The 20810-nt window shown below is 55.7% G+C and carries 21 protein-coding genes; 13 read left to right on the forward strand and 8 right to left on the reverse strand.

Features of this window, described 5'->3' with window-relative positions; genetic code table 11:
* The first annotated feature begins 95 nt into the window (after nt 1–95).
* Together nirB and nirD are read left to right on the forward strand one after the other, a co-directional pair.
* A complete protein-coding gene (gene nirB, locus ABY734_RS13145) occupies nt 96–2645 on the forward strand; it encodes a nitrite reductase large subunit NirB (RefSeq protein WP_372779740.1) in 2550 nt (849 codons plus the stop codon).
* 29 nt (nt 2646–2674) lie between these two features.
* Nucleotides 2675–3010, forward strand: a complete 336-nt coding sequence (gene nirD / locus ABY734_RS13150; RefSeq protein ID WP_372764428.1) for a nitrite reductase small subunit NirD — start codon at nt 2675–2677, stop codon at nt 3008–3010.
* 61 nt (nt 3011–3071) lie between these two features.
* Here the strand turns inward: nirD and ABY734_RS13155 are convergent, their stop codons facing one another.
* On the reverse strand, nt 3072–4985 hold the full coding sequence (locus ABY734_RS13155; protein ID WP_372779742.1) for a sigma 54-interacting transcriptional regulator: 1914 nt from the start codon (nt 4983–4985) through the stop codon (nt 3072–3074).
* Between the two features lie 444 nt (nt 4986–5429).
* On the opposite strand from ABY734_RS13155, the gene ABY734_RS13160 reads away from it, so the two are divergent.
* From ABY734_RS13160 to ABY734_RS13180, 5 genes are read left to right on the forward strand one after another with little or no spacing between them, the layout of a single operon-like run.
* Nucleotides 5430–6758, forward strand: coding sequence for a CmpA/NrtA family ABC transporter substrate-binding protein (locus tag ABY734_RS13160; protein ID WP_372779804.1), 1329 nt, complete (start codon nt 5430–5432; stop codon nt 6756–6758).
* Complete coding sequence (gene ntrB / locus ABY734_RS13165) at nt 6758–7588, forward strand: nitrate ABC transporter permease (RefSeq protein WP_372779743.1); 831 nt, start codon at nt 6758–6760, stop codon at nt 7586–7588. The genes ABY734_RS13160 and ntrB overlap by 1 nt, the downstream gene beginning before the upstream one ends.
* 2 nt (nt 7589–7590) lie before the next feature.
* A complete protein-coding gene (locus ABY734_RS13170; protein ID WP_372779744.1) occupies nt 7591–8478 on the forward strand; it encodes an ABC transporter ATP-binding protein in 888 nt (295 codons plus the stop codon).
* Between the two features lie 13 nt (nt 8479–8491).
* Entirely contained in the window at nt 8492–8932 is a 441-nt protein-coding gene (gene cynS / locus ABY734_RS13175) for a cyanase (protein WP_372779745.1), read from the forward strand.
* A gap of 44 nt (nt 8933–8976) precedes the next feature.
* Complete coding sequence (locus tag ABY734_RS13180) at nt 8977–9450, forward strand: DUF1348 family protein (protein ID WP_372779746.1); 474 nt, start codon at nt 8977–8979, stop codon at nt 9448–9450.
* Nucleotides 9451–9463: 13 nt separating this feature from the next.
* On the opposite strand, the gene ABY734_RS13185 is transcribed toward ABY734_RS13180, so the two are convergent.
* Genes ABY734_RS13185 through ABY734_RS13200 form a run of 4 tightly spaced genes read right to left on the reverse strand, consistent with a single transcriptional unit; the run spans nt 9464 to nt 11842 of the window.
* Complete coding sequence (locus ABY734_RS13185) at nt 9464–10048, reverse strand: DJ-1/PfpI family protein (protein ID WP_372779747.1); 585 nt, start codon at nt 10046–10048, stop codon at nt 9464–9466.
* A gap of 42 nt (nt 10049–10090) precedes the next feature.
* Nucleotides 10091–11032, reverse strand: coding sequence for a Gfo/Idh/MocA family protein (locus ABY734_RS13190; RefSeq protein WP_372779748.1), 942 nt, complete (start codon nt 11030–11032; stop codon nt 10091–10093).
* Nucleotides 11033–11065: 33 nt separating this feature from the next.
* Nucleotides 11066–11398, reverse strand: coding sequence for a thioredoxin family protein (locus tag ABY734_RS13195; protein WP_372779749.1), 333 nt, complete (start codon nt 11396–11398; stop codon nt 11066–11068).
* An 18-nt stretch (nt 11399–11416) separates the two neighbouring features.
* Entirely contained in the window at nt 11417–11842 is a 426-nt protein-coding gene (locus tag ABY734_RS13200; protein ID WP_372779805.1) for an MAPEG family protein, read from the reverse strand.
* Between the two features lie 164 nt (nt 11843–12006).
* Between ABY734_RS13200 and ABY734_RS13205 the strand changes: the two genes are divergently transcribed.
* Nucleotides 12007–13194 carry a class I SAM-dependent rRNA methyltransferase gene (locus ABY734_RS13205; protein ID WP_372779750.1) on the forward strand — a complete coding sequence of 396 codons (1188 nt, stop codon included), beginning with the start codon at nt 12007–12009 and terminating at the stop codon, nt 13192–13194.
* Nucleotides 13195–13215: 21 nt separating this feature from the next.
* On the opposite strand, the gene ABY734_RS13210 is transcribed toward ABY734_RS13205, so the two are convergent.
* Nucleotides 13216–14184, reverse strand: a complete 969-nt coding sequence (locus tag ABY734_RS13210; RefSeq protein ID WP_372779752.1) for a LysR family transcriptional regulator — start codon at nt 14182–14184, stop codon at nt 13216–13218.
* 125 nt (nt 14185–14309) lie between these two features.
* Here ABY734_RS13210 and ABY734_RS13215 point away from each other — a divergent pair, with 125 nt between their 5' ends.
* Nucleotides 14310–14546: a hypothetical protein gene (locus ABY734_RS13215; RefSeq protein ID WP_372779753.1), complete on the forward strand. Its 237-nt coding sequence runs from the start codon at nt 14310–14312 to the stop codon at nt 14544–14546.
* A complete protein-coding gene (locus ABY734_RS13220) occupies nt 14543–15472 on the forward strand; it encodes a sodium-dependent bicarbonate transport family permease (RefSeq protein WP_372779755.1) in 930 nt (309 codons plus the stop codon). The genes ABY734_RS13215 and ABY734_RS13220 overlap by 4 nt, the downstream gene beginning before the upstream one ends.
* A 256-nt stretch (nt 15473–15728) precedes the next feature.
* On the opposite strand, the gene ABY734_RS13225 is transcribed toward ABY734_RS13220, so the two are convergent.
* Nucleotides 15729–16307: an HD domain-containing protein gene (locus ABY734_RS13225; RefSeq protein ID WP_372779757.1), complete on the reverse strand. Its 579-nt coding sequence runs from the start codon at nt 16305–16307 to the stop codon at nt 15729–15731.
* Between the two features lie 197 nt (nt 16308–16504).
* On the opposite strand from ABY734_RS13225, the gene ABY734_RS13230 reads away from it, so the two are divergent.
* The 3 genes from ABY734_RS13230 (at nt 16505) to ppa (ending at nt 19923) form a co-directional block, all read left to right on the forward strand.
* Nucleotides 16505–16990: a nitroreductase/quinone reductase family protein gene (locus ABY734_RS13230; RefSeq protein WP_372779758.1), complete on the forward strand. Its 486-nt coding sequence runs from the start codon at nt 16505–16507 to the stop codon at nt 16988–16990.
* 99 nt (nt 16991–17089) lie between these two features.
* Nucleotides 17090–19168, forward strand: a complete 2079-nt coding sequence (locus ABY734_RS13235) for a BCCT family transporter (protein ID WP_372779760.1) — start codon at nt 17090–17092, stop codon at nt 19166–19168.
* Between the two features lie 224 nt (nt 19169–19392).
* Nucleotides 19393–19923 (forward strand): inorganic diphosphatase, encoded by a 531-nt coding sequence (gene ppa / locus ABY734_RS13240; RefSeq protein ID WP_372779761.1) that lies wholly within the window; start codon nt 19393–19395, stop codon nt 19921–19923.
* A gap of 117 nt (nt 19924–20040) precedes the next feature.
* Here ppa and ABY734_RS13245 read toward each other — a convergent pair whose 3' ends face one another.
* Nucleotides 20041–20745, reverse strand: coding sequence for an alpha/beta fold hydrolase (locus tag ABY734_RS13245; protein WP_372779762.1), 705 nt, complete (start codon nt 20743–20745; stop codon nt 20041–20043).
* Nucleotides 20746–20810 lie beyond the last annotated feature (65 nt).

The following is a 20810-nucleotide window of genomic DNA, read 5'->3' on the forward strand; positions in this document are numbered from 1 at the left end:
GGCGCCACCGATTGGCACATGGATTGCTAAGAATCCTGTACACACGGTGTGCTGGAACGCGCACCACCGGGGAGAACTGAACAAAGGTAAGCAGCATGAGCGGAACAACGCGTCTCGTAGTGGTCGGCAACGGACCGGTAAGCCACCAGTTTCTGGAAACACTTGTCGAGAGTGGCAAGGGTGATCAATTCAACATCACTATCTTCGGCGAAGAGCCGCGGCCCGCCTATGACCGCGTTCACTTAACCGCCTGGTTCGAGACCCGCAAGGCCGAATCATTGAATATGGTTGGCGAAGGCTTCTATGAAAGCCAGAACATGACGGTTCACACCGGCAAAAAAGTATCCAGCATTGATCGTGCCAACAAGGTCGTCACCACCGACTGCGGCACCAGCGCTGAGTACGACATACTCGTGCTCGGCACCGGGTCTTATCCCTTCGTTCCCCCGGTGCCGGGTCACCATCGCGACAACTGCTTTGTGTATCGCACAATTGAAGATCTGGAAGCGATTACTGAAGCCAGCCAAAACGGCAAAATTGGTACAGTCGTTGGCGGTGGCCTGCTCGGCCTGGAAGCTGCCAAAGCCCTTCACGATCTGGGCCTGAAAACACACGTTGTAGAATTTGCGCCGCGTTTGATGGCCGTGCAGATAGATGACGGCGGCGGCAAGCTGCTGCGCAAGAAGATTGAAGACCTCGGTGTATCGGTTCACACCGGCAAGAATACCCAGCAGATTATCGATGGTGACAGCACCACCCATAAAATGTGCTTTGCCGATGGCGAAGAACTGGAAACCGATCTGATCGTTTTCTCGGCCGGTATTCGCCCGCAAGACGAGCTGGCCCGCCAAAGCGAACTGGAAATTGGCGAGCGCGGCGGTATTGTCATCAACAACAACTGCCAGACTTCTGACCCTTCTATTTATGCCATTGGCGAATGCGCCTTGTGGAACGGCCGCATCTTCGGCCTGATCGCACCCGGCTGGGATATGGCTCGCGTAGCTGCCGACCATGTACTGGGCGGCATTGAGGAGAAACAATTCCTCGGCGCCGATATGAGCACCAAGCTCAAGCTGATGGGTGTAGACGTTGCCTCTATAGGTGATGCCCACGCCAACACCCCCGGTGCCAAGTGCTACACCTTTATCGACGAGCAGACCGAGGTCTATAAAAAGCTGGTGGTTAACGAAGACGCCACCAAGATCCTTGGTGCCGTGCTGATTGGTGACGCCGACGACTACGGCACCCTGCTGCAATACGCACTGAACGGCATTGAGCTACCCGAGCACCCTGAGGCCATGATTCTGCCCTCGCTCGACGGCGCAGCCGCTGCCGGCCTGGGGGTTGACGCCCTGCCAGAAAGTGCCCAGATCTGCTCCTGTAACAACGTATCCAAAGGCGATCTTTGCGCTGCGGTTGCCGAAGGCACCCATACCCTCGGCGACCTGAAAGCCTGCACCAAAGCAGCCACAAGCTGCGGTGGTTGCAGCGCGCTAGTAGGCCAGGTGCTCAACGCCGAGCTGGCCAAACTCGGCCTGGAAGTAAACACCGATCTGTGCGAACACTTTCCCTACACCCGCCAGGAAATCTACCACCTGGTGCGCGTAGGCAAGATCAAATCCTTCGATGAACTGCTGGAAAAACACGGCACTGGTAAAGGCTGTGATATTTGCAAACCGACCGCAGCGTCGATTCTGGCCACCTGCTGGAATGACTATATTCTGGAAGCCGAACACGTTGGCCTGCAGGACACCAACGACCGCATGCTAGCCAATATGCAGAAAAACGGCACTTACTCCATCGTGCCGCGCGTCGCTGGCGGTGAAATTACCCCGGATAAACTAATCGTGCTCGGCGAAGTGGGCAAGAAGTACAACCTCTACACCAAGATCACAGGCGGTCAGCGTATTGACCTGTTCGGCGCCACTGTCGATCAACTGCCCGTGATCTGGAAAGAGCTGGTGGACGCCGGCTTTGAATCCGGCCACGCCTACGGCAAATCCCTGCGTACCGTAAAATCCTGTGTTGGCTCAACCTGGTGTCGCTATGGTGTTCAGGACAGCGTTGGCGCCGCCATCGATATCGAAAACCGCTATAAAGGCCTTCGTTCTCCCCATAAACTAAAAATGGCGGTCTCCGGCTGTACCCGTGAGTGCGCCGAAGCCCAAAGTAAAGACGTCGGCATTATCGCAACCGAGAACGGCTGGAACCTGTATGTGTGTGGTAACGGCGGCATGAAGCCTCGCCACGCCGATCTGTTCGCCTCGGATATTGATACCGAAACACTGATCAAATACATCGATCGCTTTCTGATGTTCTACGTGCGTACCGCCGATCGCCTGCAGCGCACCAGCGTATGGATGGACAACTTGGAAGGCGGCCTGGAATACCTGCAAAACGTAATCATCAACGATTCACTCGGAATTGCTGAAGAACTGGAAGCCGAAATGGCCCACGTGATTGGCACCTACCAGTGCGAGTGGAAAACCACCATCGAAAACGAAGACAAGGTCAAGCTGTTCCGCAGCTTTGTTAACGCAGACCAGGGCGACAGTAACGTGGTCTTCGTACAGGAGCGCGGCCAAATCCGACCGGCTACCGACGAAGAGCGTGAACTCGGCAAAGACCTGATTGCCGTGGCCTGATAATGACTGATACAGAAAAGGACAAAAGCATGAACTGGACCGCCGTTTGCTCCATCGACGACATTCCGCCCAACGCCGGTGTGTGTGCACTGGTCGACGGCAAACAGATTGCCATATTTAAAGTGGACAATAACGTCTTCGCCCTCGACAACTTTGACCCCTTCAGTGGTGCAAATGTGTTGTCTCGCGGCATTGTCGGCAGCCTGGACGGCGAGCTGGTTGTGGCATCGCCGATCTATAAACAGCACTTCGCACTGGCAACCGGCCGCTGCATGGAAGATGAAAGTCAGTCCATCGTCGCCTACAGCGTCAAACTCGACGGCGATACGGTAATGCTCTGTGCCGCGGCCCAAGTCGCGGCCTGAGTAAAGCTCTACCCTCTCCCCCCCGGCCAGTCACAGTGCACCTTTGCTGTGGCTGGCCACCTTATTTGTAACCCGCTCTTTCAGCCCCTCGAAACAGCAGCGGATCCAACTTGAACTTCTTCAATCGCGAAGACAAGGTTGTCGCTGGCAACCCCAGTAAAGCCGCCGCTCCGTCCTGACCAAAAACACGGCCACGACAGGCCTCAAGAGCTGCCACCAGATTACGCCGTTCATGTTCTCGCATCTCCTGCTCGGTCAGCACACTACTTTCTGTGGGTGCAAGCGAGGGCTCCGCTGAATCGGCCGTCGTGCTCGACATATCGAAACGCAGTGTTTCTCCGCGCGCCAATATCACCTGACGCTCAATCACATTTTCCAGCTCGCGAATATTACCCGGCCAGTGATAACGCTTCAGCTTTTCAATCTCGCTCAGGGGTATTTTCAAGCCAGACTTGTTCGCTCTGGCGCTGGCACGTGTTAAAAAATGCTGCGTCAGCAGAGGAATATCGTCCAGACGCTTGCGCAGCGGCATCGACTCAATCGGAAATACATTCAGGCGGAAATACAAATCCTCACGAAACTGTCCCTCAGCTACCCGCTGTGTAAGATCCCTATTCGTGGCAGCGACGATTCTCACGTCAACCCGCCGCGTTATCGATTCACCAACACGCTCGAACTGTTGCTCCTGCAGCACTCGCAACAGCTTGCCCTGCAGTCGCAAGGGGATTTCACCCACCTCATCAAGGAACAGAGTACCGCCATCGGCCAGCTCAAAGCGCCCGGGGCGATCAGCCGTTGCTCCTGTAAACGCACCACGCGTATGTCCGAAAAACTCACTTTCGAACAACTCCTCGGGAATCGCTGCACAGTTCACCCTTATCAGTGAACGGTGCGAGCGATCGCTATTGTCGTGAATCGCGCGGGCAATCAATTCCTTGCCCGTGCCGGATTCTCCGTTAATAAGCACCGTCGCTTCCGTTGGAGCCACCAGCTCGATTTTCTGCATGATTTGTTTTACCGCGGCGCTTTTCCCTATCATCTGATGATGATTGAACTCGGAGCTAATCTCTTCCTGCAAATAGGCGTTTTCCATTTCAAGCCGATTTTTGAGCTGCTCAACCTCTGTCAAAGCGGCCAGCAATTGCTTTTTGTCGGCTTTCTTTTGCGACACATCGCGGAAAATCACCACGGCACCGACGATAAACCCGTTATCCCGAACCGGTGTGCTTGTGTATTCCACATCGACTCGCTTTCCGGATTTTGACCAGAACACATCGTCATCTACGGTATGCACCGTCCCATCCTTTAAGACCGCAAATATCGGGCACTCATCCACCGGATAATGCCCCCCATCACCGTGACGGTGGTGCACCATGCTGTGCATGTTGCGACCGGCCAGCTCCTCGGCGCTATAGCCAAGAATCCGCTCCGCAGCCGGGTTAACAAAGGTCGTCATACCATTGACGTCTACCCCGTAAATCCCTTCGCCGGCGGCATCAAGCAACAGTTGATTCTCACGCTCAAACTCCTGGAAAACCTGGCTGACACGATTCCAGTGGCCGATGCCCGACAGGAAATGGCGCTCAGCATCCGAGCGCTCTCGCGCTCGCAGTAATTGATCAGCAAGTTGCAGGGTAAGATAGAGATGCTGCTCCTCACCTGCGGCTACACAACGGGCTGTAACCTCTACCCGAACCTCATCGCCACCATGCAGTATCAGCAGGCGATCACTCCAGGCGCGACCATTGCCCAGAACCTCCTGAGTGAACACCACCAAAGTCGGGAAACTCGGCGCAAACAAAGCACTCGCGCAACTTTCACACAGCTCCTGCAGGCTGGAGCCAAACAGCCGACAGGCCTCCTGATTCGCGGTTACCACCTGATCCACAAAGGGGTTTATCACCAGCTGGGCAGAAGCGGCATAGTTAAAGTGTCTGTCATTAGCAGGCACAACCGCGGCTCGTTTATAGGGCATAGCAACCTCTTTTCCACTACCTGCCATAACACTACGAAAAATCGTGCCAACTCCCACGAAATCTCGTTAATTACGATTTTTCGTAGCCCATCCGCCGCTTTTGCGATGCCGCCCAACCCCGCACCGAACGTTATTTTCTCTTTCTATAACAGCTAGTTAAATTTTTATCGCCGACACATCAGCAACACTGGCATGCACGTTGCTCTAGTCCTCCACAGGCATGCACACCTTTTCCGAAAGCACGTACGCGTGGACTGCAACGGAGCACATGCCCCAAAACAGCCCGCTACCGATATAGAGGACAACACGATGACCTACAAAAGCCTCGGCGACCCATTCAGCGCCGACAGTAAGTTAAACCACTCTCGGGATTGTCGCTGCGATGTCTGCAGCGCGAGCCTAGCCTCACCGGCCGGTCTCAGCGACAAAGAGCGCACCAGGCTGATGGAAAAACAAGCCGAAGCAATGGAAACAAGCCCTGCTCCCGCTGCCAGCCAGAGCCAGTTTGACAGCGCCGAAGATGTAATGGACCGTGCGGTGGAAAGTGCGATTGTCCGCGGTATGTTTGGCCACAACGACGCCAGCCGCCGGCAATTCATCAAACTTGTCGGAGGGGGCACACTGGCAGCGGCACTGGGCTCCATTCTGCCACTGGAAAAAGTAAAAGCAGCTGTCAAGGACTCCATCGGCCCACTGGAAAAAACCAAACTCAAGGTTGGTTTTGTCCCGATCACGTGCGCCACTCCGATCATCATGGCCCAGCCTATGGGGTTTTATGCCAAATACGGCCTCGACGTAGACGTGATTAAAACAGCCGGCTGGGCGGTAGCTCGGGATAAATCCCTCAACGGCGAATACGACGCCTCCCACATGCTCACCCCCATGCCACTGGCGATGAGCCTGGGCGCTGGCTCCACCGCCGAGCCCTACCTGATGCCCGCAGTGGAAAACATCAATGGCCAGGCCATTGTGTTGCACAACAAGCACAAGGACAAACGTGACCCCAAACAGTGGAAGGGCTTCAAGTTTGGTGTTCCTTTTGAATATTCAATGCACAACTTTCTGCTCCGTTACTACGTGGCAGAACACGGTATTGATCCGGACAAGGACATTCAGATTCGCGTGGTGCCACCGCCGGAAATGGTGGCCAACCTAAGAGCGGAAAACCTTGACGGTTACCTCTCACCCGACCCCTTTAACCAGCGCGCCGTTTACGAGAAAGTCGGCTTTCTCCACATGCTTACCAAAGATATTTGGGAGGGCCACCCCTGCTGCGCCTTTGCCTGCAGCAAAAAATTTGCAACTGAAATGCCCAACACCTACGCGGCGCTGTTCAAATCCATCGTAGACGCCACCCACTACTCGGCTAAAGCGGAAAACCGCGACGAAATAGCGAAAGCCATCTCGCCAAAGAACTACCTCAACCAACCCGAAGTTGTGGTCAAGCAGGTGCTCACCGGGCGCTATGTGGACGGGCTGGAACGCAAAGTTCACAACGTGCCTGACCGAATCGACTTTGATCCCTTCCCCTGGCATTCAATGGCAGTGTGGATACTGACCCAGATGAAACGCTGGGGCTATATCAGTGGCGATATCGACTACAACAAGATCGCGGAAGAGGTCTACGTGGCATCGGAAACTGCCGACGTGATGAGGAGTCTTGGCTATACCCCGCCCAGCAAGACCTACGAAAACTACAACATCATGGGCAAGACTTTCGACTACACCCAGCCGGAAGCCTACATCAATAGTTTTGCAATCAAGAGGTCCTAATGCCTTTATCTATCAACGTGCGCGCCACACTGCTGTCTGTCATTCTGCTGACAGTCATGCTCGGTCTGTGGGAAGCACTTAATCAGCCCCCGGAAGCCTCCGGGGAACTCTCCGAGTATGAGCTGCTGATGGGCGGCGCGGAATCCGAAGCCCGGGTTCCGCCACCCTCGCAGGTCATTGCACACGCGATCAACGAACTGAGCGACCCTTTCTATGACGCAGGACCCAATGACAAGGGTATAGGCATACAACTCGCGTACTCTCTATACCGGGTGATGGCGGGCTATTTAAGCGCAGCGCTTATCGCGATCCCTCTTGGCTTTGTCATTGGCATGTCACCCATGTTTTACAAGGCGCTGAACCCTTACATACAGGTGCTACGACCGATCTCGCCGCTGGCATGGATGCCGCTTGCACTGTTCATCATCAAAGATTCGGAAAAGTCCGCTGTCTTTGTGATTTTCATCTGCTCTATCTGGCCCATGCTGATCAACACCGCCTTTGGTGTAGCCAACGTGCGCAATGACTGGATCCGCGTTGCACAGACCCACGAACTCGGGTCCTTGCGCACCGCTTTTCAGGTAATCCTGCCAGCCGCGGCACCCACTATTCTGACCGGCATGCGCATTTCCATCGGCATCGCCTGGCTGGTGATTGTCGCTGCCGAAATGCTCGTCGGTGGCACCGGTATCGGCTACTACGTGTGGAACGAGTGGAACAATCTGGACCTTAACAGTGTGATCTTTTCCATCCTCATGATTGGGGTGGTGGGCATGATGCTGGATGTCGCGCTGGGCGCCGTAGCACGCTTGGTGCAGTACGAGGAGTAATCATGAACCAACGATTTATCAGTGTCGAAAAACTATCCAAGGCATTTCCTGCCAAGGATGGAGAGCTTGTCGTCTTTGACGACGTAAACATCAGCCTCGATAAGGGGGAGTTTGTCTGCATTATTGGCCACAGTGGCTGCGGAAAATCCACCATCCTCAATGTGCTCGCGGGGCTCGACAGCCCCAGCAGCGGCGGCGTCATCATGGATGGCAAAGAAGTGGCCGGCCCCAGTCTGGAACGGGGCGTGGTATTTCAAAACTACAGTCTGATGCCCTGGCTTACCACACTACAAAACGTAAACTTCGGTGTGCGCGCTCGCTGGCCTGAGTGGAACAAGGAGCAGGTTAATGCCCACAGCCGAAAATTCCTCGAACTGGTGGGGCTGTCGCACTCACTGGACAAAAAACCGTCGCAGCTTTCCGGTGGTATGCGGCAACGGGTGAGCATCGCCCGCGCCTTTGCCACCAATCCGAAGTTGTTATTGCTGGATGAACCATTTGGCGCGCTGGACGCCCTCACTCGCGGTGTCATCCAGGATGAGCTGCTCAAAATCTGGAGCGAAACCCACCAGACAGTTTTTATGATCACCCATGATGTGGACGAGGCCATCTTGCTGTCCGACCGGATACTGCTGATGACCAATGGGCCCGGTGCGCGCGTTGCCGAGTCGGTGCGCATCAATCTGCCGCGGCCGCGCAATCGAGCCACCATCATCGATCATCCGGACTACTACAAAATCCGCAACCACCTGGTTAACTTCCTGGTATCTCGCTCCGGCGAACGTCCCGACGACGGCACCAGAAACGTTGACCCCACCGAACCTAAAACCCCAGACACACCCGCATCACGCGAGGGTAGTGTTATTAGCTATGAGCGCGCTGCGCGCTAACCAAGGAGAAACTATGGATAAAGTAACCATGACGGAAACCATCGTCGCCGCCAAACTCGCTAAAGGTGACAGCTGGGAAACGATCGGCAAGGCACTGGGCATGTCCCCGGTCTGGGTGACGTCTGCCTGCCTCGGGATGAATAGCGCACCGCCGGAAAAAGCAGCGGCCATTGCCGAATACCTCGGTCTCGGCCCTGAGGTTGTCACTGCACTGGAGGCTTTCCCCACCAAAATATGGGATCAGGCCGTACCGACAGACCCGTTGATTTACCGTCTCTATGAGGTCGTGGGTGTTTACGGTGAGACGCTGAAAGAAGTTATTCAGGAAAAATTTGGCGACGGCATTATGAGCGCAATCGATTTCTCCATGGAAGTCGACAAGATTGAAGACCCGAAAGGGGACCGTGTGCTGCTTACCTTGAACGGCAAATTTCTGCCCTACAAATCCTGGTAAACCGTCGGCGCACTGGCGCCGAACTTATCCTAAAGGAGAACGCGATGGCTGATGCAACCCGCCCGCCGCTGCCACCATTTGATTATGACAGCGCAGTCGACAAGGTTCGACGCGCGGAAGATGCGTGGAACAACAGGGATCCCGAGCGGGTTGCTCTTGCGTATTCGGCTGATTCACGGTGGCGGAATCGCACCGAATTCCTAAATGGTAGGGCGGAGATTGTCGCATTTCTGCAGCGCAAGTGGCAGCGCGAGCTCGAATACCGGCTTATCAAGGAGTTGTGGGCCTTTGGCGACAGTCACATTGCCGTGCGCTTTGCTTATGAATGGCGTAATGATGTCGGCAACTGGTTCAGGGCATATGGCAATGAGAACTGGTCGTTTAACGAAGCAGGGCTGATGACGATTCGCCACGCCAGCATTAACGACCTGCCCATCCAAAACGATCAGCGATTGTTTCACTGGCCAAGCGGGCCGCGACCGAAGGATCACCCCGGCCTGAGTCAGCTTGGACTTTAGTAAACCCGGGCTGTCAGCCTTGCCAGTCAAAGTCCATCTGCCGTGCCGTCTTTTCTGCCAGCGCGCGGCTGTGCAGGCGCTCTACCAGATGCAGGCTCATATCAATTCCCGCCGAAATCCCGGCCGACGTAATCAGTGTGCCTTCGTCTAACCAGCGCACGTTTTCCTGCACTGGTATTTGCGGAAATTGCTGTCGGAAATCGGGAATATCTTCCCAGTGTGTCGTTACACGCTTGCCAGCACAGACGCCCGCCTGGGCCAGCAGAAAGGCACCGGTACAGACCGAAGCGACGATTGATATCTGCCCAGCCTGAGTCGCAATCCACTCGATGACTGGCGTATTGGTCATTTCGTCGGTGTGTACGCCGCCAGCAACGATCAGCACATCCAGCGGTGGGTGGATGTCCATCGCATAATCCGACACCACCCGATAGCCCGCTCGGGCTACAATCTGCCCACCGGACTGGCTGATGAGGCTGACCGCAAAGGGATCATCGTCAGGACAAACCCGCGAGGCGGTACTAAATACTTCAAAGGGCCCGGAGAAATCCAAAACCTCGGCCATTGGGTAAATATAGATTCCAATGTGTCTGGTCATTGCACCGCCTCCCCTATGCCCCACTATCCGGCCAGATCGCTGTCAGCCAAAACTCTGCCGGAGTTGCTCCAGAATCCGGGCGGTGGCTAGCCCGTCGGCAAAGGACGGTCTTAGCGACTCACCGCTTTGCACTGCATCTTTTACCTTGGCAAGCCACGCCGCTTGCGCGCCCATAAACTGGTTTTGCTCGCCACTGATGGTGAGGGTTTCCGCTTCCTGATCCGGCTTTTTCAGCACCAGCGTTTCGTCGTTGTAGAGTTCGATAACACCTTCGCTGCCAATCAAGACCGTAACGGGGGCGAGATAAACCGGCGCTACCGCGCTGATATCGACCGTCGCGGTAAAACCGTTTTCCAGCGTTAGCTGGAAACTGACCGCATCTTCTGCGGTGCAGGTTTGAAGCTGCCCGTCGCGATCCTTGCGCTGTGACTGACTGATCGAGCTCACTCCACCACACTGAATCACCCGGCTGTCGCTCAGCCAGAGAATATTGTCGATCAGGTGGGAGCCATAGGCGCCCAGCCAACCGCCGCCGAGTGAGGCGTTGAACAACCAGCCGTAGGGTCTGTCACGCAATAAGGGCGTAAAGGACTGCCAGCTCCCGTGCTGCAGGCGGCCGATAGCGCCGCTGTCGACCAGCTCTTTGACTTTCAGGTTGGAACTTCGGCAACGAAATTCAAAGTTCAGAAAGTTAGGTGTGCCTTTTTCCCGTGCCGCGTCATACATCTCGCGCGCATCACCAGTCGAAACGCCAAACGGTTTGTCGCACAACACGGCGCAGCCCTGCTCCAGCGCAAACAGTACATGCTCCCGGTGCATAAAGGGCGGTGAATGCACGGATACCAGATCCACGCCTGCACGACAGCCTTTTCGCAACGCTTCGTCGTCGCGGGGCGATACCACCGTCACCTCACAACCCAGACGTTGGTACCCGGGTGCCACGACGGTTTCGCCAAAGCCAGTGCCTATCACTACAACTTTCATCGCAATACCCCAAAAATGATTTCCGCAAATAGCTCAGCCATTGGCCAGCAGCATTTCAACCTCAGCCACAGACGCAGGCCGCACCACTCTCGCCACTTCCTCGCCGTCGCGCAGCAGGATCAGCGTCGGCCACAGCTTTACCTTGTAGGCTCTTCCCAATCGCTTTCCCTTGCCGTCGAAGATCCTGGCGTGGGGCAGAGACTTCTTTGACAGCGCCTGTTCAACCAGTGGCTCGGCGCCCTGGCAATGCCCGCACCAGGGTGCACCGAACTCGAGCAAGGCCAGCCCGCTTAAACCTTCCACCTCCGCCGGTGTCGGCGCGTCTTCGTGGTAGGTCGGGTTAAAGCCTTGCGTCAGCCAGCCCATGTTTTCTCCAAATAAGCGTTAAAGAAACAGCTTTGTCGCGTTATAGGTCAGGGCGATAAGCGGCAGGGTCGACAGGGTGAATACCAGAAACCGAACTTCGATTTTGTTGACCAGCACCTGTATCAGGCTGTGCAGCACACGCAAACCGACATAGGCCCAGGCCAATGTGGCATTAACTCCATCGCCAGCACCCAACACGGCCAGCGTGATGGCAATGGCGTAAAACAGGGTAGGCTGCTCCATCAGATGATTGTAGTTATCTGCCTTCCAGCGCACTCTGGGCGGCAGCAGCGCCATCTGCTGACCATTCGGTGCGTTCGGATCAAGTTCCAGATTGGCCTTGGCAATGGCCGGAATACGCGTTGCGTACATCCACAGCCACATCACCAACGACCAGGCTACCAGCGCGACGACAGCGCCAAGAATTGGGCTTTGCTCAACCATCATTATTCCCTCTTTTTGGTTATGGTTTATCGATTACCACGAAGCATCCATCCTCGCTGTTCACTCCGGCCAAGGCAAGCGTCAGCGCGCAATCTTGTCATTCGCTGGCAAAGCCGACTGCCAACCGGGATAATAGCGCCCACATTTTCCTGCCGTGATACCCCATGACCCTGCCAGCACTCCGCCTGAACAAAAACGAAGAACGCCGCCTGCGCGGTGGTCATCTGTGGATTTACAGCAATGAAGTCGACACCAAGGCCACCCCGCTCAAGAGTTTCGAAGCCGGACAGCAGGTCATTGTAGAAGCGGCCAACGGCAAAGCGCTTGGGACCGCTTACGTCAACCCCAACTCCCTGATCTGCGCCCGGTTGCTCGACACCAGCACCACCGCCTTTGGCCAGAAACAGATCAAACAGCGCATCAAACAGGCGCTCGAGCTTCGCGAACAGCTCTTTCCAGATCCTTGCTACCGGCTGATCTACGGCGAAAGCGACTTGCTGCCGGGGCTGGTCGTGGACCGCTTTGGCGATCACCTGTCCGTGCAATTCAATACAGCCGGTATGGAGGCGCTGCGCGAACCGGTGCTGGAAGCCCTGCAGAAAGTACTGCAACCAAAATCCATACTGCTGCGCAACGACGCCGGCGTGCGCAAGCTGGAGGGCTTGCCAGAGATAGTGGAATGCGTTCACGGCGAGTCGCCCGACGATGTCGAGCTAATTGAAAATGGCGTGCGGTTTATGGCTCCGCTTGCCTCCGGCCAGAAAACCGGCTGGTTTTACGATCAGCGCCCCAATCGCGCCTGGCTGCGCGAACTGGTGCCGGGCAAGCGCGTGCTGGATGTGTTCAGTTATGTGGGCAGTTTCGGGGTGCAGGCCGCCGCCTTTGGTGCCAGCGAAGTCTGGTGCAACGATGCCTCGGAATTCGCCCTCGACAAAGTCCATGAAAACGCCGCGCTGAACGGCGTCGGCGACAAACTGAACACCTTGCAGGGCGATGCCTTCGACGCGCTGCGTCAGCTCAAAGACGATGGCGAGCGCTTTGACGTGATCATTGTCGACCCGCCTGCCTTTATCAAACGCAAGAAAGACCTGAAAGAAGGCACCCTCGCCTATCGCCGCATCAACGAACTGGCCATGCGCCTGCTCAACTACGGTGGCTACCTGATTTCCGGCTCCTGCTCCATGCATATGCCGCGAGAGGAAATGCTCGACATTGTGCGCGCCGCCTCACGCCATATCGATCGCAACGCACAGGTGTTGATGGAGGGTATGCAGGGGGCTGATCACCCTGTGCACCCGGCGATTCCGGAAACGCGTTATCTGAAAGCGGTATTGAGTCGCATTTCCCGCTGAACCACGGCATCTGCCGGTACGTCAGCGGAGTCTTTTGGTCGCAATCAGGCCGGTTCGTTTGAATTCCCCCTCTATCAGGCGGCGCCCCTCGTCGTGAACGTACTGCAGAAAGCGATCGGCGATGGGCGACAGAGACTTACTTTTTGGCCAGACCATATGCCATGAGGTGGTGATCGGCAGTTTGTCGACGCGCAACTCCACCAGACCGGCATTGCCGCCAAAGGTCAGGGTGTGAGCCGAGAGTATTGAAATACCCAGCCCCGACATCACCGCGTGCTTGATCGCCTCGTTGCTTTCGATGGTCATTCTAACGTTCAGCTTCAAGTTCTGCTTTTTCAGGAACTGTTCTATCGCGAAGCGAGTGCCCGAGCCCGGTTCGCGCATCAAAAATGGTTCCTTTGCCAACTGTGCCAAAGACACCCGGCGCTTGCCCGCCAGTGGATGCGACTCCGGTGCAATCACTACCAGGGGGTTCACCAGAAACTCCGTCGAGACGGTGTCGATATCTTCAGGCGGATGACTGAACACGTAAAAGTCTTCATCACCTCTTTCCAGACGATCAATAATCTGCTGGCGGTTACCCACGTTCAACTGAATATCGATGCCGGGATATCGCTCGCAGAATGGCCCCAGCATGTGAGGGATAAAATACTTCGAGGTGGTGACTACCGAAAGCTTGAGCGCACCCGAGCGCAATCCACGCAAATCAGCCAATCGCATTTCCAAACCGCTTAATTCACTGAAGACGCGCGTGGCCGACTGAGCAATCTCACGGCCGAAATCTGAAAAAACCAGCTTGCGTCCCATCATCTGATAAAGGGGCATACCGACAGCCTCCCCAAGCTTTTTGAGCTGTATGGATACCGTAGGCTGAGTGAGATGCAGCGCTTCGGAGGCCGCTTTGATACTCCCCAGGCGGTAAACGGTCGCGAGTATTTCCAACTGCCGGAGCGTGGCGGCGCGGGACAGGTTTCGCACAAGATTCTGCATGGCAAGCTGTTTCCGAGAGAAACTCCAGATTAGATTAATTTCTATCTTATAGATAGCTATTATCTATTTTTATCTATCATGGATTTACAGCAGGATAGCGCGCATCAACTTGAGGAGAACCCACCATGCGCGCTCATATCAACAGCCCAGCCATACGGCAACTGGCCTTCGGTCTTTGCGTGGGGGGAGCTATGCTATTACTCGGCCTCTGGCTGAATACAGTCGGCCAGGCCGGGGTCGCCACAGCAGTGGTCGGCAGCGGGTTGCTCGCCATAAATACCCTCCAGTATCTGCATCAGTCGGGGCGTATCTACCGAACCGCAATTATCACTGACAGCACCCTGAAAGGCGGCACACGATGACAATCGACATTGTCGTCGCCTTTTTCCTGCTGGGGGTTGCCGCCCGCCTGTTGCAATCCCCCTTCACGATTCCTGAGTCACTCTACAAAAGCCTGACGATTATTCTGATGCTGGCCATCGGCCTAAAAGGCGGCATGGCCTTATCGAAACACGCTTCCGGCAACATTTTTTCCCAGTCGCTGTGGGTAGTGAGTCTCGGTCTCATACTGCCGCTTATAGCCTTCGTGCTCGCTTTTTTCATCGGTCACCTCAAACGCATCGACGCCGCCTCACTGGCGGCCCACTATGGTTCGGTCAGCGTTGGTACCTATGCGGTGGCTGTTGCGGTTCTTGAAAATCGTCAGATTGACTATGAGGCCTACTTCCCGCTGTTTGTGGTGCTGCTGGAAATGCCGGCCATTGCCGTCGGGCTGGCGCTGGCAAAGAAACAGACCGGCACCGCGAATCGCAGCCAAGTACTGCACGAGATCTTCCTCAATCAAGGCATGGTGCTCATGACCGGCGGCCTGCTGATCGGTTACCTGTGTGCCGAGCAGATGGGGCGCATCACACCGCTGTTTATCGATCTGTTCCCGGGGATACTGGCACTGTTCCTGCTGGAAATGGGCATGGTTGCCGCAGACCGCTTACGCGCATTGAAGGACAGCATCAGCTTCCTGATCACTTTCGCAATCGCCATGCCACTGGTCGGCGCGCTTTTTGGAGCGACTATCAGCCTGATCATCGCCCTGTCTCACGGCGGCATCGTGCTGCTGGCGGTGCTGGGCGCCAGCGCCTCATATATAGCGGTGCCGGCCGCCATGCGCGCAGCCCTGCCGGATGCGGATCACGGCCTGTCGATCACCGCGTCTCTGGGCGTGACTTTCCCCTTCAATGTCATCGTCGGCATTCCCCTCTACATTACCCTGGTGGACATGTACCTGTAGTAAACACGACATCTTCCGGTCTGACTGTCGACCGGAATTGTCATCGGAGGCGTCACCAAGCTCGACTATAGTCAGAGCCCCAGACGATTACATTCGGCTATACCGTCATGGCGGAACAAAAACTCAAGCGTTTCTCTCAGGATGCCGAACCTCCTGCTATTAAAATTATGCAACGCATGAGTCGGATTCAGCTGGAATTCCGGAATTCGTGTCCCCGGAAGTCGCTGCCGGGAGTCCCGCTGAGCAGTGCCCTAAACTACTGGTCGTCGTCCAGCACTGCCATATAGAGGCTCTGGCGGGGCTTGGCCATCACCCGGCGCACCATTGGCGCAAACAGGTCCAACGACAGGCGTGGGCGGTCTGCATCAAAGGCCGGGTTGTCATAGCGGGCAATAAAACGCTCTGTGTAATCGTAGTATTCGGAATCCTTGTAGTTGTCGCGAAGGTTCCGATCCATACCCAGATGGTGAAAGAAGTTGTAGCCCTGAAAAATGCCGTGATGCTTCACCATCCAGTGATTTGCCTCCGACACAAAGGGCTGCAGAATGGCCGCCGCCACATCGGCGTGGTTGTAACTACCCAGCGTGTCACCGATATCGTGCAGCAGCGCGCACACCACATATTCCTCGTCTTCACCAGCTTCAGCCGCGCGTTCGGCGGTCTGCAGACAATGCTGTAAACGGTCAATCGGGAAACCTCCACAATCACCGTCGAGCAATTGCATGTGGGCCAGTATTCGTTCGGGCTGGTTGGCCATAAACTTCATCTGCTCTCCGGCGATGATCTGCCAGTCTTCCTGCGTACTCTCGGTGAAAGATTTGAATTGGGTTTTCATAGCTCGCTCCCGCTTAATGGCAATAGTTTGCTGTGACGCAAATAGGGATTATGCTGATTGCCGATATTTCTAGAACCTTACCACGGGCACCCTAGTCTGCCACCTCCCAAGCCCTTATCGACCGGAATTGTCATTGGAGGCATCCCGAAGCTCCACCATAATCGGACCTACACTCGATCACATTCGGTAATACAGTCATGCCCGACCAGAAGCTCAAGCTCTTCTCCGAGGAACGTGAACCCGCTGCCATCAAAATCATGCAGCGCATGAGCCGCATTCAGGCCTGGGTATTCAAGAAAAGCGGCGGCCGCTTGATGCGCACCTTTTTCTTTATGTCGCCGGTGGGCATTCTGACCTGCAAGGGCCGTAAATCCGGTGAGTGGCGCGAGGTGTGCCTGGTCTACGGCGAGGTCGATGACAAGATTGTGCTGATCGCCTCCAAGGCGGGCTGCGCCGGCCATCCAGCCTGGTACTACAACCTCACCGCCAACCCCGAGTGCACCATGCAAGTTGGCCGTAAGCCGGTGGCGATGGTGGCCCGTGAAGCCGAAGGCGAGGAAAAGACCTACCTCTGGGGTAAGATGATGGAGATCTACAAAGGTTTTGACGACTATCAGGAGCGCGCCGCAGCGGTCTCAGGCCGCGTTATTCCCCTGATGGTGTTGGAGCCTGCGAACGCCTAGGGCACCCTGCACCTCTCCCCTTTCATTCCTGCCGCCAGTGCTTTAGGGTGTTTCTCTTCACTGCATAAATAAAAATCACCGAAATTCAGGGAGATAAGCATGCCTCAGGGGAAAAGTGCGGGAAGCCAGCAGCGTCGAACAGGCAGCTCCAGCATTCTTGTTCCGGTGTTTGTACCCGCCGTCGTCGTGATTTTGCTGCTGGTGATCGGCACGATCAGCAATCCCGAGCTGGCCGGTAATGCGTTCAGCGCCACCCTGCGCTATATCACCGACACTTTCGGCTGGTTCTACATGCTGTCGGTGGCTTTCTTCCTCATCTTTATCGTCGGCATTGCCTTTACCAATTGGGGCCATATCAAACTGGGGCCGGATCACGCTGACCCGCAGTACAGCTTCCCGGCCTGGTTCGCCATGCTGTTTTCCGCTGGCTACGGTATTGCTCTGCTGTTTTTTGGTGTGGCCGAACCCGTGTTGCACTATGCCTCGCCGCCCACCGGGGCCGGGGAAACCGTAGACGCCGCCAAGCAGGCCATGCAGATCGCCTTCTTTCACTGGGGCTTTCATATCTGGGCCATCTACGGGCTGGTGGCGCTGGTACTGGGCTACTTCGCTTTTCGCCACGGCCTGCCGCTGTCTATGCGCTCAGCCCTGTACCCGCTGATCGGCGACAAAATCTACGGCCCGATCGGGCATGCGGTCGATGTATTCGCCATCCTCGGCACCCTGTTTGGTATCGCCACCACCCTTGGCCTGTCTGTGGCGCAAATCAATGCGGGCCTGAATTATCTGTGGCCGAGTATTCCGGTAAGCACGACGGTGCAAATTGTCAGCATCGCTTTGATCACCAGCTTGGCGATCCTCTCGGTGGTGGCGGGCATGGACAAGGGGATAAAACGCCTGTCCATTGTGAATATGGTGTTGGCCGTTACTCTGATGCTGTTTGTGTTTATTGCCGGGCCAACCATCCATATTCTCGAGAGCTTCCTGCAAAACACCGGCAGCTACCTCAACTTTATCGTCGAGCGCACCTTCAACCTCCAGGCCTATACCCGCAGTGACTGGATTGGCAACTGGACCCTGTTTATTTTTGGCTGGACCATCGCCTGGGCACCCTTTGTCGGGCTGTTCGTAGCCAAGATCAGTCGTGGCCGCACCATCCGTGAATTTGTGGTGGGTGTGATGCTGGTGCCGACCATCTTTACCTTTTTATGGTTTTCCGTCTTCGGGAACACCGCCCTGCACAAGATCATGAACGAGGGCTACACCACACTTATTGGTCAGGTTCAGGCCGACCACGCCGTCGCCCTGTTCAAGCTGTATGAGATTCTGCCCTTTTCCTCGATCGTATCGCTGATCACAGTACTTTTGATCATTACCTTCTTTGTCACCTCCTCGGACTCCGGCTCGCTGGTAGTTGATTCACTGGCCTCAGGCGGCGCTCTCGAGTCGCCGGTCTGGCAGCGGATATTCTGGGCAACCACCGAAGGTGCCGTCGCAGCGGTACTGCTCCTCGCCGGCGGCCTAAGCGCATTGCAGACCATGACTATCGCCAGTGCCCTGCCCTTCTCCATTATCATGATCATTTCCGCACTGGGGATGTGGCGAGCGTTGGTGATTGAAGGCCATCATCACCGCAGCCTGCAGCTGGAAATCCAGAACCGCTTCAGTGGTACCAGTGGACGCGGACTTTGGAAGCGTCGGCTGATGGGGCTGGTCACCTTTCCCGACAAAGCGGAAGTGCAGGACTTTATCGCCACCACCGTGACGAAAGCCATGCTGCGGGTACAGCGCGAGCTGGCCAAGCAAGACTGGCAGGCCGAGATGCGCGTAGACGACGAAAATGCCCGGATCTACCTTGAAGTACGCCGCGAAGACAAAGTGGATTTCATCTATGAAATTCGGCTCGTCCAACACCAGTTGCCGGACTATGCCTTCCCTGAAATGTCCCACGGCAAGGAGAGCGATCGGATTTACTATCGGGCAGAGGTATTTCTGCGACTCGGCGGTCAGTCCTATGATATTTTCGGTTTCGACCAGCACGACATCATCATCGACATCCTCGACAAGTTTGAAAAACACCTGATTTTTCTGGAGATCTCCCCCGGCAACCTGCCGTGGAATATGGTGGAACACGATGAGATGCTGAACAACCAGACCGAAGCGGACCTCCGAACCTGATTAAGTGGCCCGCCTAGATGCCGGATTTTCCGGCGTGCCGGGCTTAAACAGGCATTTCTTGCTTAACGGGCCGCCGCTTGGGCCCGGTTGGCGAGCCACTGACTGGTTAAATAAACACCATGTTGCTTCTACCGGCCGCCCACTGCCTGTATAATGCGCGCCTTTCGACCGTCTGCCGTATTGGGCAGGCAATGCCTTTTTCACCAACGTATCTGAGGACACCCATGAGCCTGAACGACGTGCCAAGCGGCAAGAATGTACCCGAGGAAATTAACGTAATCATTGAGATCCCGGCCCACGCTGACCCCATCAAGTACGAAGTGGACAAGGATTCCGGCGCCATTTTCGTTGACCGCTTCATGGCCACCTGCATGCATTACCCCTGCAACTACGGTTATGTGCCCAACACCCTGTCAGAAGATGGCGACCCCGTTGACGTGCTGGTTCCGACGCCCTTCCCCCTGCTGGCCGGTTCCGTTATCCGCTGCCGTCCTGTTGGCGTTCTGAAAATGACCGACGAATCCGGTGTTGATGCCAAACTGCTGGCCGTTCCCGTTACCAAACTGACGCCTATCTACAAGGACGTCGAGCAAGCCACAGACCTGCCCGAACTGCTGCGCAACCAGATTCAACATTTCTTTGAGCACTACAAAGATCTGGAACCTGGCAAGTGGGTTAAAGTAGAAGGCTGGGACGACGCCGCTGCCGCCAAGCAGGAAATTCTGGATAGCGTTAAGCGCGAGCAAGACAGCTAAGCCAGACTTACCACTACTCATCGCAAAAGCCACCAAGCAGAAAGCTGCTTGGTGGCTTTTTAGTCTGCGGGTGATGCTCAGGGCTCAGCTAGCCATCACGACAGGGAATCGTCGACATCATTCGATCAGATCAGCCTGCTTGGTGTAGGTGTAGGCCTGAAGGTAGAAGTGGCCGTACTGGTTGTAGGTGTAGCTGGCATTCTCGCCGGCGATCTGACTCGAATGCACACCACCGACCGTACAGTAGCCGGTCGAGCATACCACCTGGTCATACCAGCTCTTGATTGAATAGACTTTGTTGGCAATCGGCTTGCCGTAGAGCCAGTCCAGGAAAGGGCTCGATACCGACAGCCCCCAGTAACCGCAGGTCGAGTTCTGAACGTTGTAGGGGTAAGTACCACAGGACCACAGCCCCCGATAAGCCCCCGCAATGCCGACAAAGGTATCGACGTCGCTCTGAATGCCCAGATAGTTGATCTGCTGAGCCGCCAAAGTCACGCCCATGGAATGACCGATGACATCGATCTTCCCGGTGCACGAGGCATTAAGCGCGTCGTTCAGGGCATCATAAACCGGTGTTTCTTCCCAGCCGTAATGATTGTTGCAGGCCGGGCAGCTCTTGCTTCCCCAGCTGGGACGAAAGATCTCAGAACTGCTGTAACCGCGTGAAATCAACTCGTTGTAGGTGTTGTCCCAGTCAGACGGGTAGCCCGCGTTGCCGTGAACCAGAACCACCGCATCACGACACTGAGCGTGAACGGCTGTACCAAAGGCCAGCAGCGCAACCACAAGTAGCGCACGGTTCATTATTGTTATTCTCATCGTCTTCTCCTCTCGCTTGTTTCGGCCATGCCTTTAAGCATGGCTCACATTAAAAAGGTAGCTTC

This window comes from Litorivivens sp. (assembly GCF_041624475.1).
Taxonomy (GTDB): domain Bacteria; phylum Pseudomonadota; class Gammaproteobacteria; order Pseudomonadales; family Spongiibacteraceae; genus Litorivivens.

Bases quoted from the DNA above. Each gene is read 5' to 3' on its own strand.
- nirB (WP_372779740.1), top strand. From the start codon at position 96: ATGAGCGGAACAACGCGTCTCGTAGTGGTCGGCAACGGACCGGTAAGC.
- nirD (WP_372764428.1), top strand. From the start codon at position 2,675: ATGAACTGGACCGCCGTTTGCTCCATCGACGACATTCCGCCCAACGCC.
- ABY734_RS13155 (WP_372779742.1), bottom strand. From the start codon at position 4,985: ATGCCCTATAAACGAGCCGCGGTTGTGCCTGCTAATGACAGACACTTT.
- ABY734_RS13160 (WP_372779804.1), top strand. From the start codon at position 5,430: ATGGAAAAACAAGCCGAAGCAATGGAAACAAGCCCTGCTCCCGCTGCC.
- ntrB (WP_372779743.1), top strand. From the start codon at position 6,758: ATGCCTTTATCTATCAACGTGCGCGCCACACTGCTGTCTGTCATTCTG.
- ABY734_RS13170 (WP_372779744.1), top strand. From the start codon at position 7,591: ATGAACCAACGATTTATCAGTGTCGAAAAACTATCCAAGGCATTTCCT.
- cynS (WP_372779745.1), top strand. From the start codon at position 8,492: ATGGATAAAGTAACCATGACGGAAACCATCGTCGCCGCCAAACTCGCT.
- ABY734_RS13180 (WP_372779746.1), top strand. From the start codon at position 8,977: ATGGCTGATGCAACCCGCCCGCCGCTGCCACCATTTGATTATGACAGC.
- ABY734_RS13185 (WP_372779747.1), bottom strand. From the start codon at position 10,048: ATGACCAGACACATTGGAATCTATATTTACCCAATGGCCGAGGTTTTG.
- ABY734_RS13190 (WP_372779748.1), bottom strand. From the start codon at position 11,032: ATGAAAGTTGTAGTGATAGGCACTGGCTTTGGCGAAACCGTCGTGGCA.
- ABY734_RS13195 (WP_372779749.1), bottom strand. From the start codon at position 11,398: ATGGGCTGGCTGACGCAAGGCTTTAACCCGACCTACCACGAAGACGCG.
- ABY734_RS13200 (WP_372779805.1), bottom strand. From the start codon at position 11,842: ATGGTTGAGCAAAGCCCAATTCTTGGCGCTGTCGTCGCGCTGGTAGCC.
- ABY734_RS13205 (WP_372779750.1), top strand. From the start codon at position 12,007: ATGACCCTGCCAGCACTCCGCCTGAACAAAAACGAAGAACGCCGCCTG.
- ABY734_RS13210 (WP_372779752.1), bottom strand. From the start codon at position 14,184: ATGCAGAATCTTGTGCGAAACCTGTCCCGCGCCGCCACGCTCCGGCAG.
- ABY734_RS13215 (WP_372779753.1), top strand. From the start codon at position 14,310: ATGCGCGCTCATATCAACAGCCCAGCCATACGGCAACTGGCCTTCGGT.
- ABY734_RS13220 (WP_372779755.1), top strand. From the start codon at position 14,543: ATGACAATCGACATTGTCGTCGCCTTTTTCCTGCTGGGGGTTGCCGCC.
- ABY734_RS13225 (WP_372779757.1), bottom strand. From the start codon at position 16,307: ATGAAAACCCAATTCAAATCTTTCACCGAGAGTACGCAGGAAGACTGG.
- ABY734_RS13230 (WP_372779758.1), top strand. From the start codon at position 16,505: ATGCCCGACCAGAAGCTCAAGCTCTTCTCCGAGGAACGTGAACCCGCT.
- ABY734_RS13235 (WP_372779760.1), top strand. From the start codon at position 17,090: ATGCCTCAGGGGAAAAGTGCGGGAAGCCAGCAGCGTCGAACAGGCAGC.
- ppa (WP_372779761.1), top strand. From the start codon at position 19,393: ATGAGCCTGAACGACGTGCCAAGCGGCAAGAATGTACCCGAGGAAATT.
- ABY734_RS13245 (WP_372779762.1), bottom strand. From the start codon at position 20,745: ATGAGAATAACAATAATGAACCGTGCGCTACTTGTGGTTGCGCTGCTG.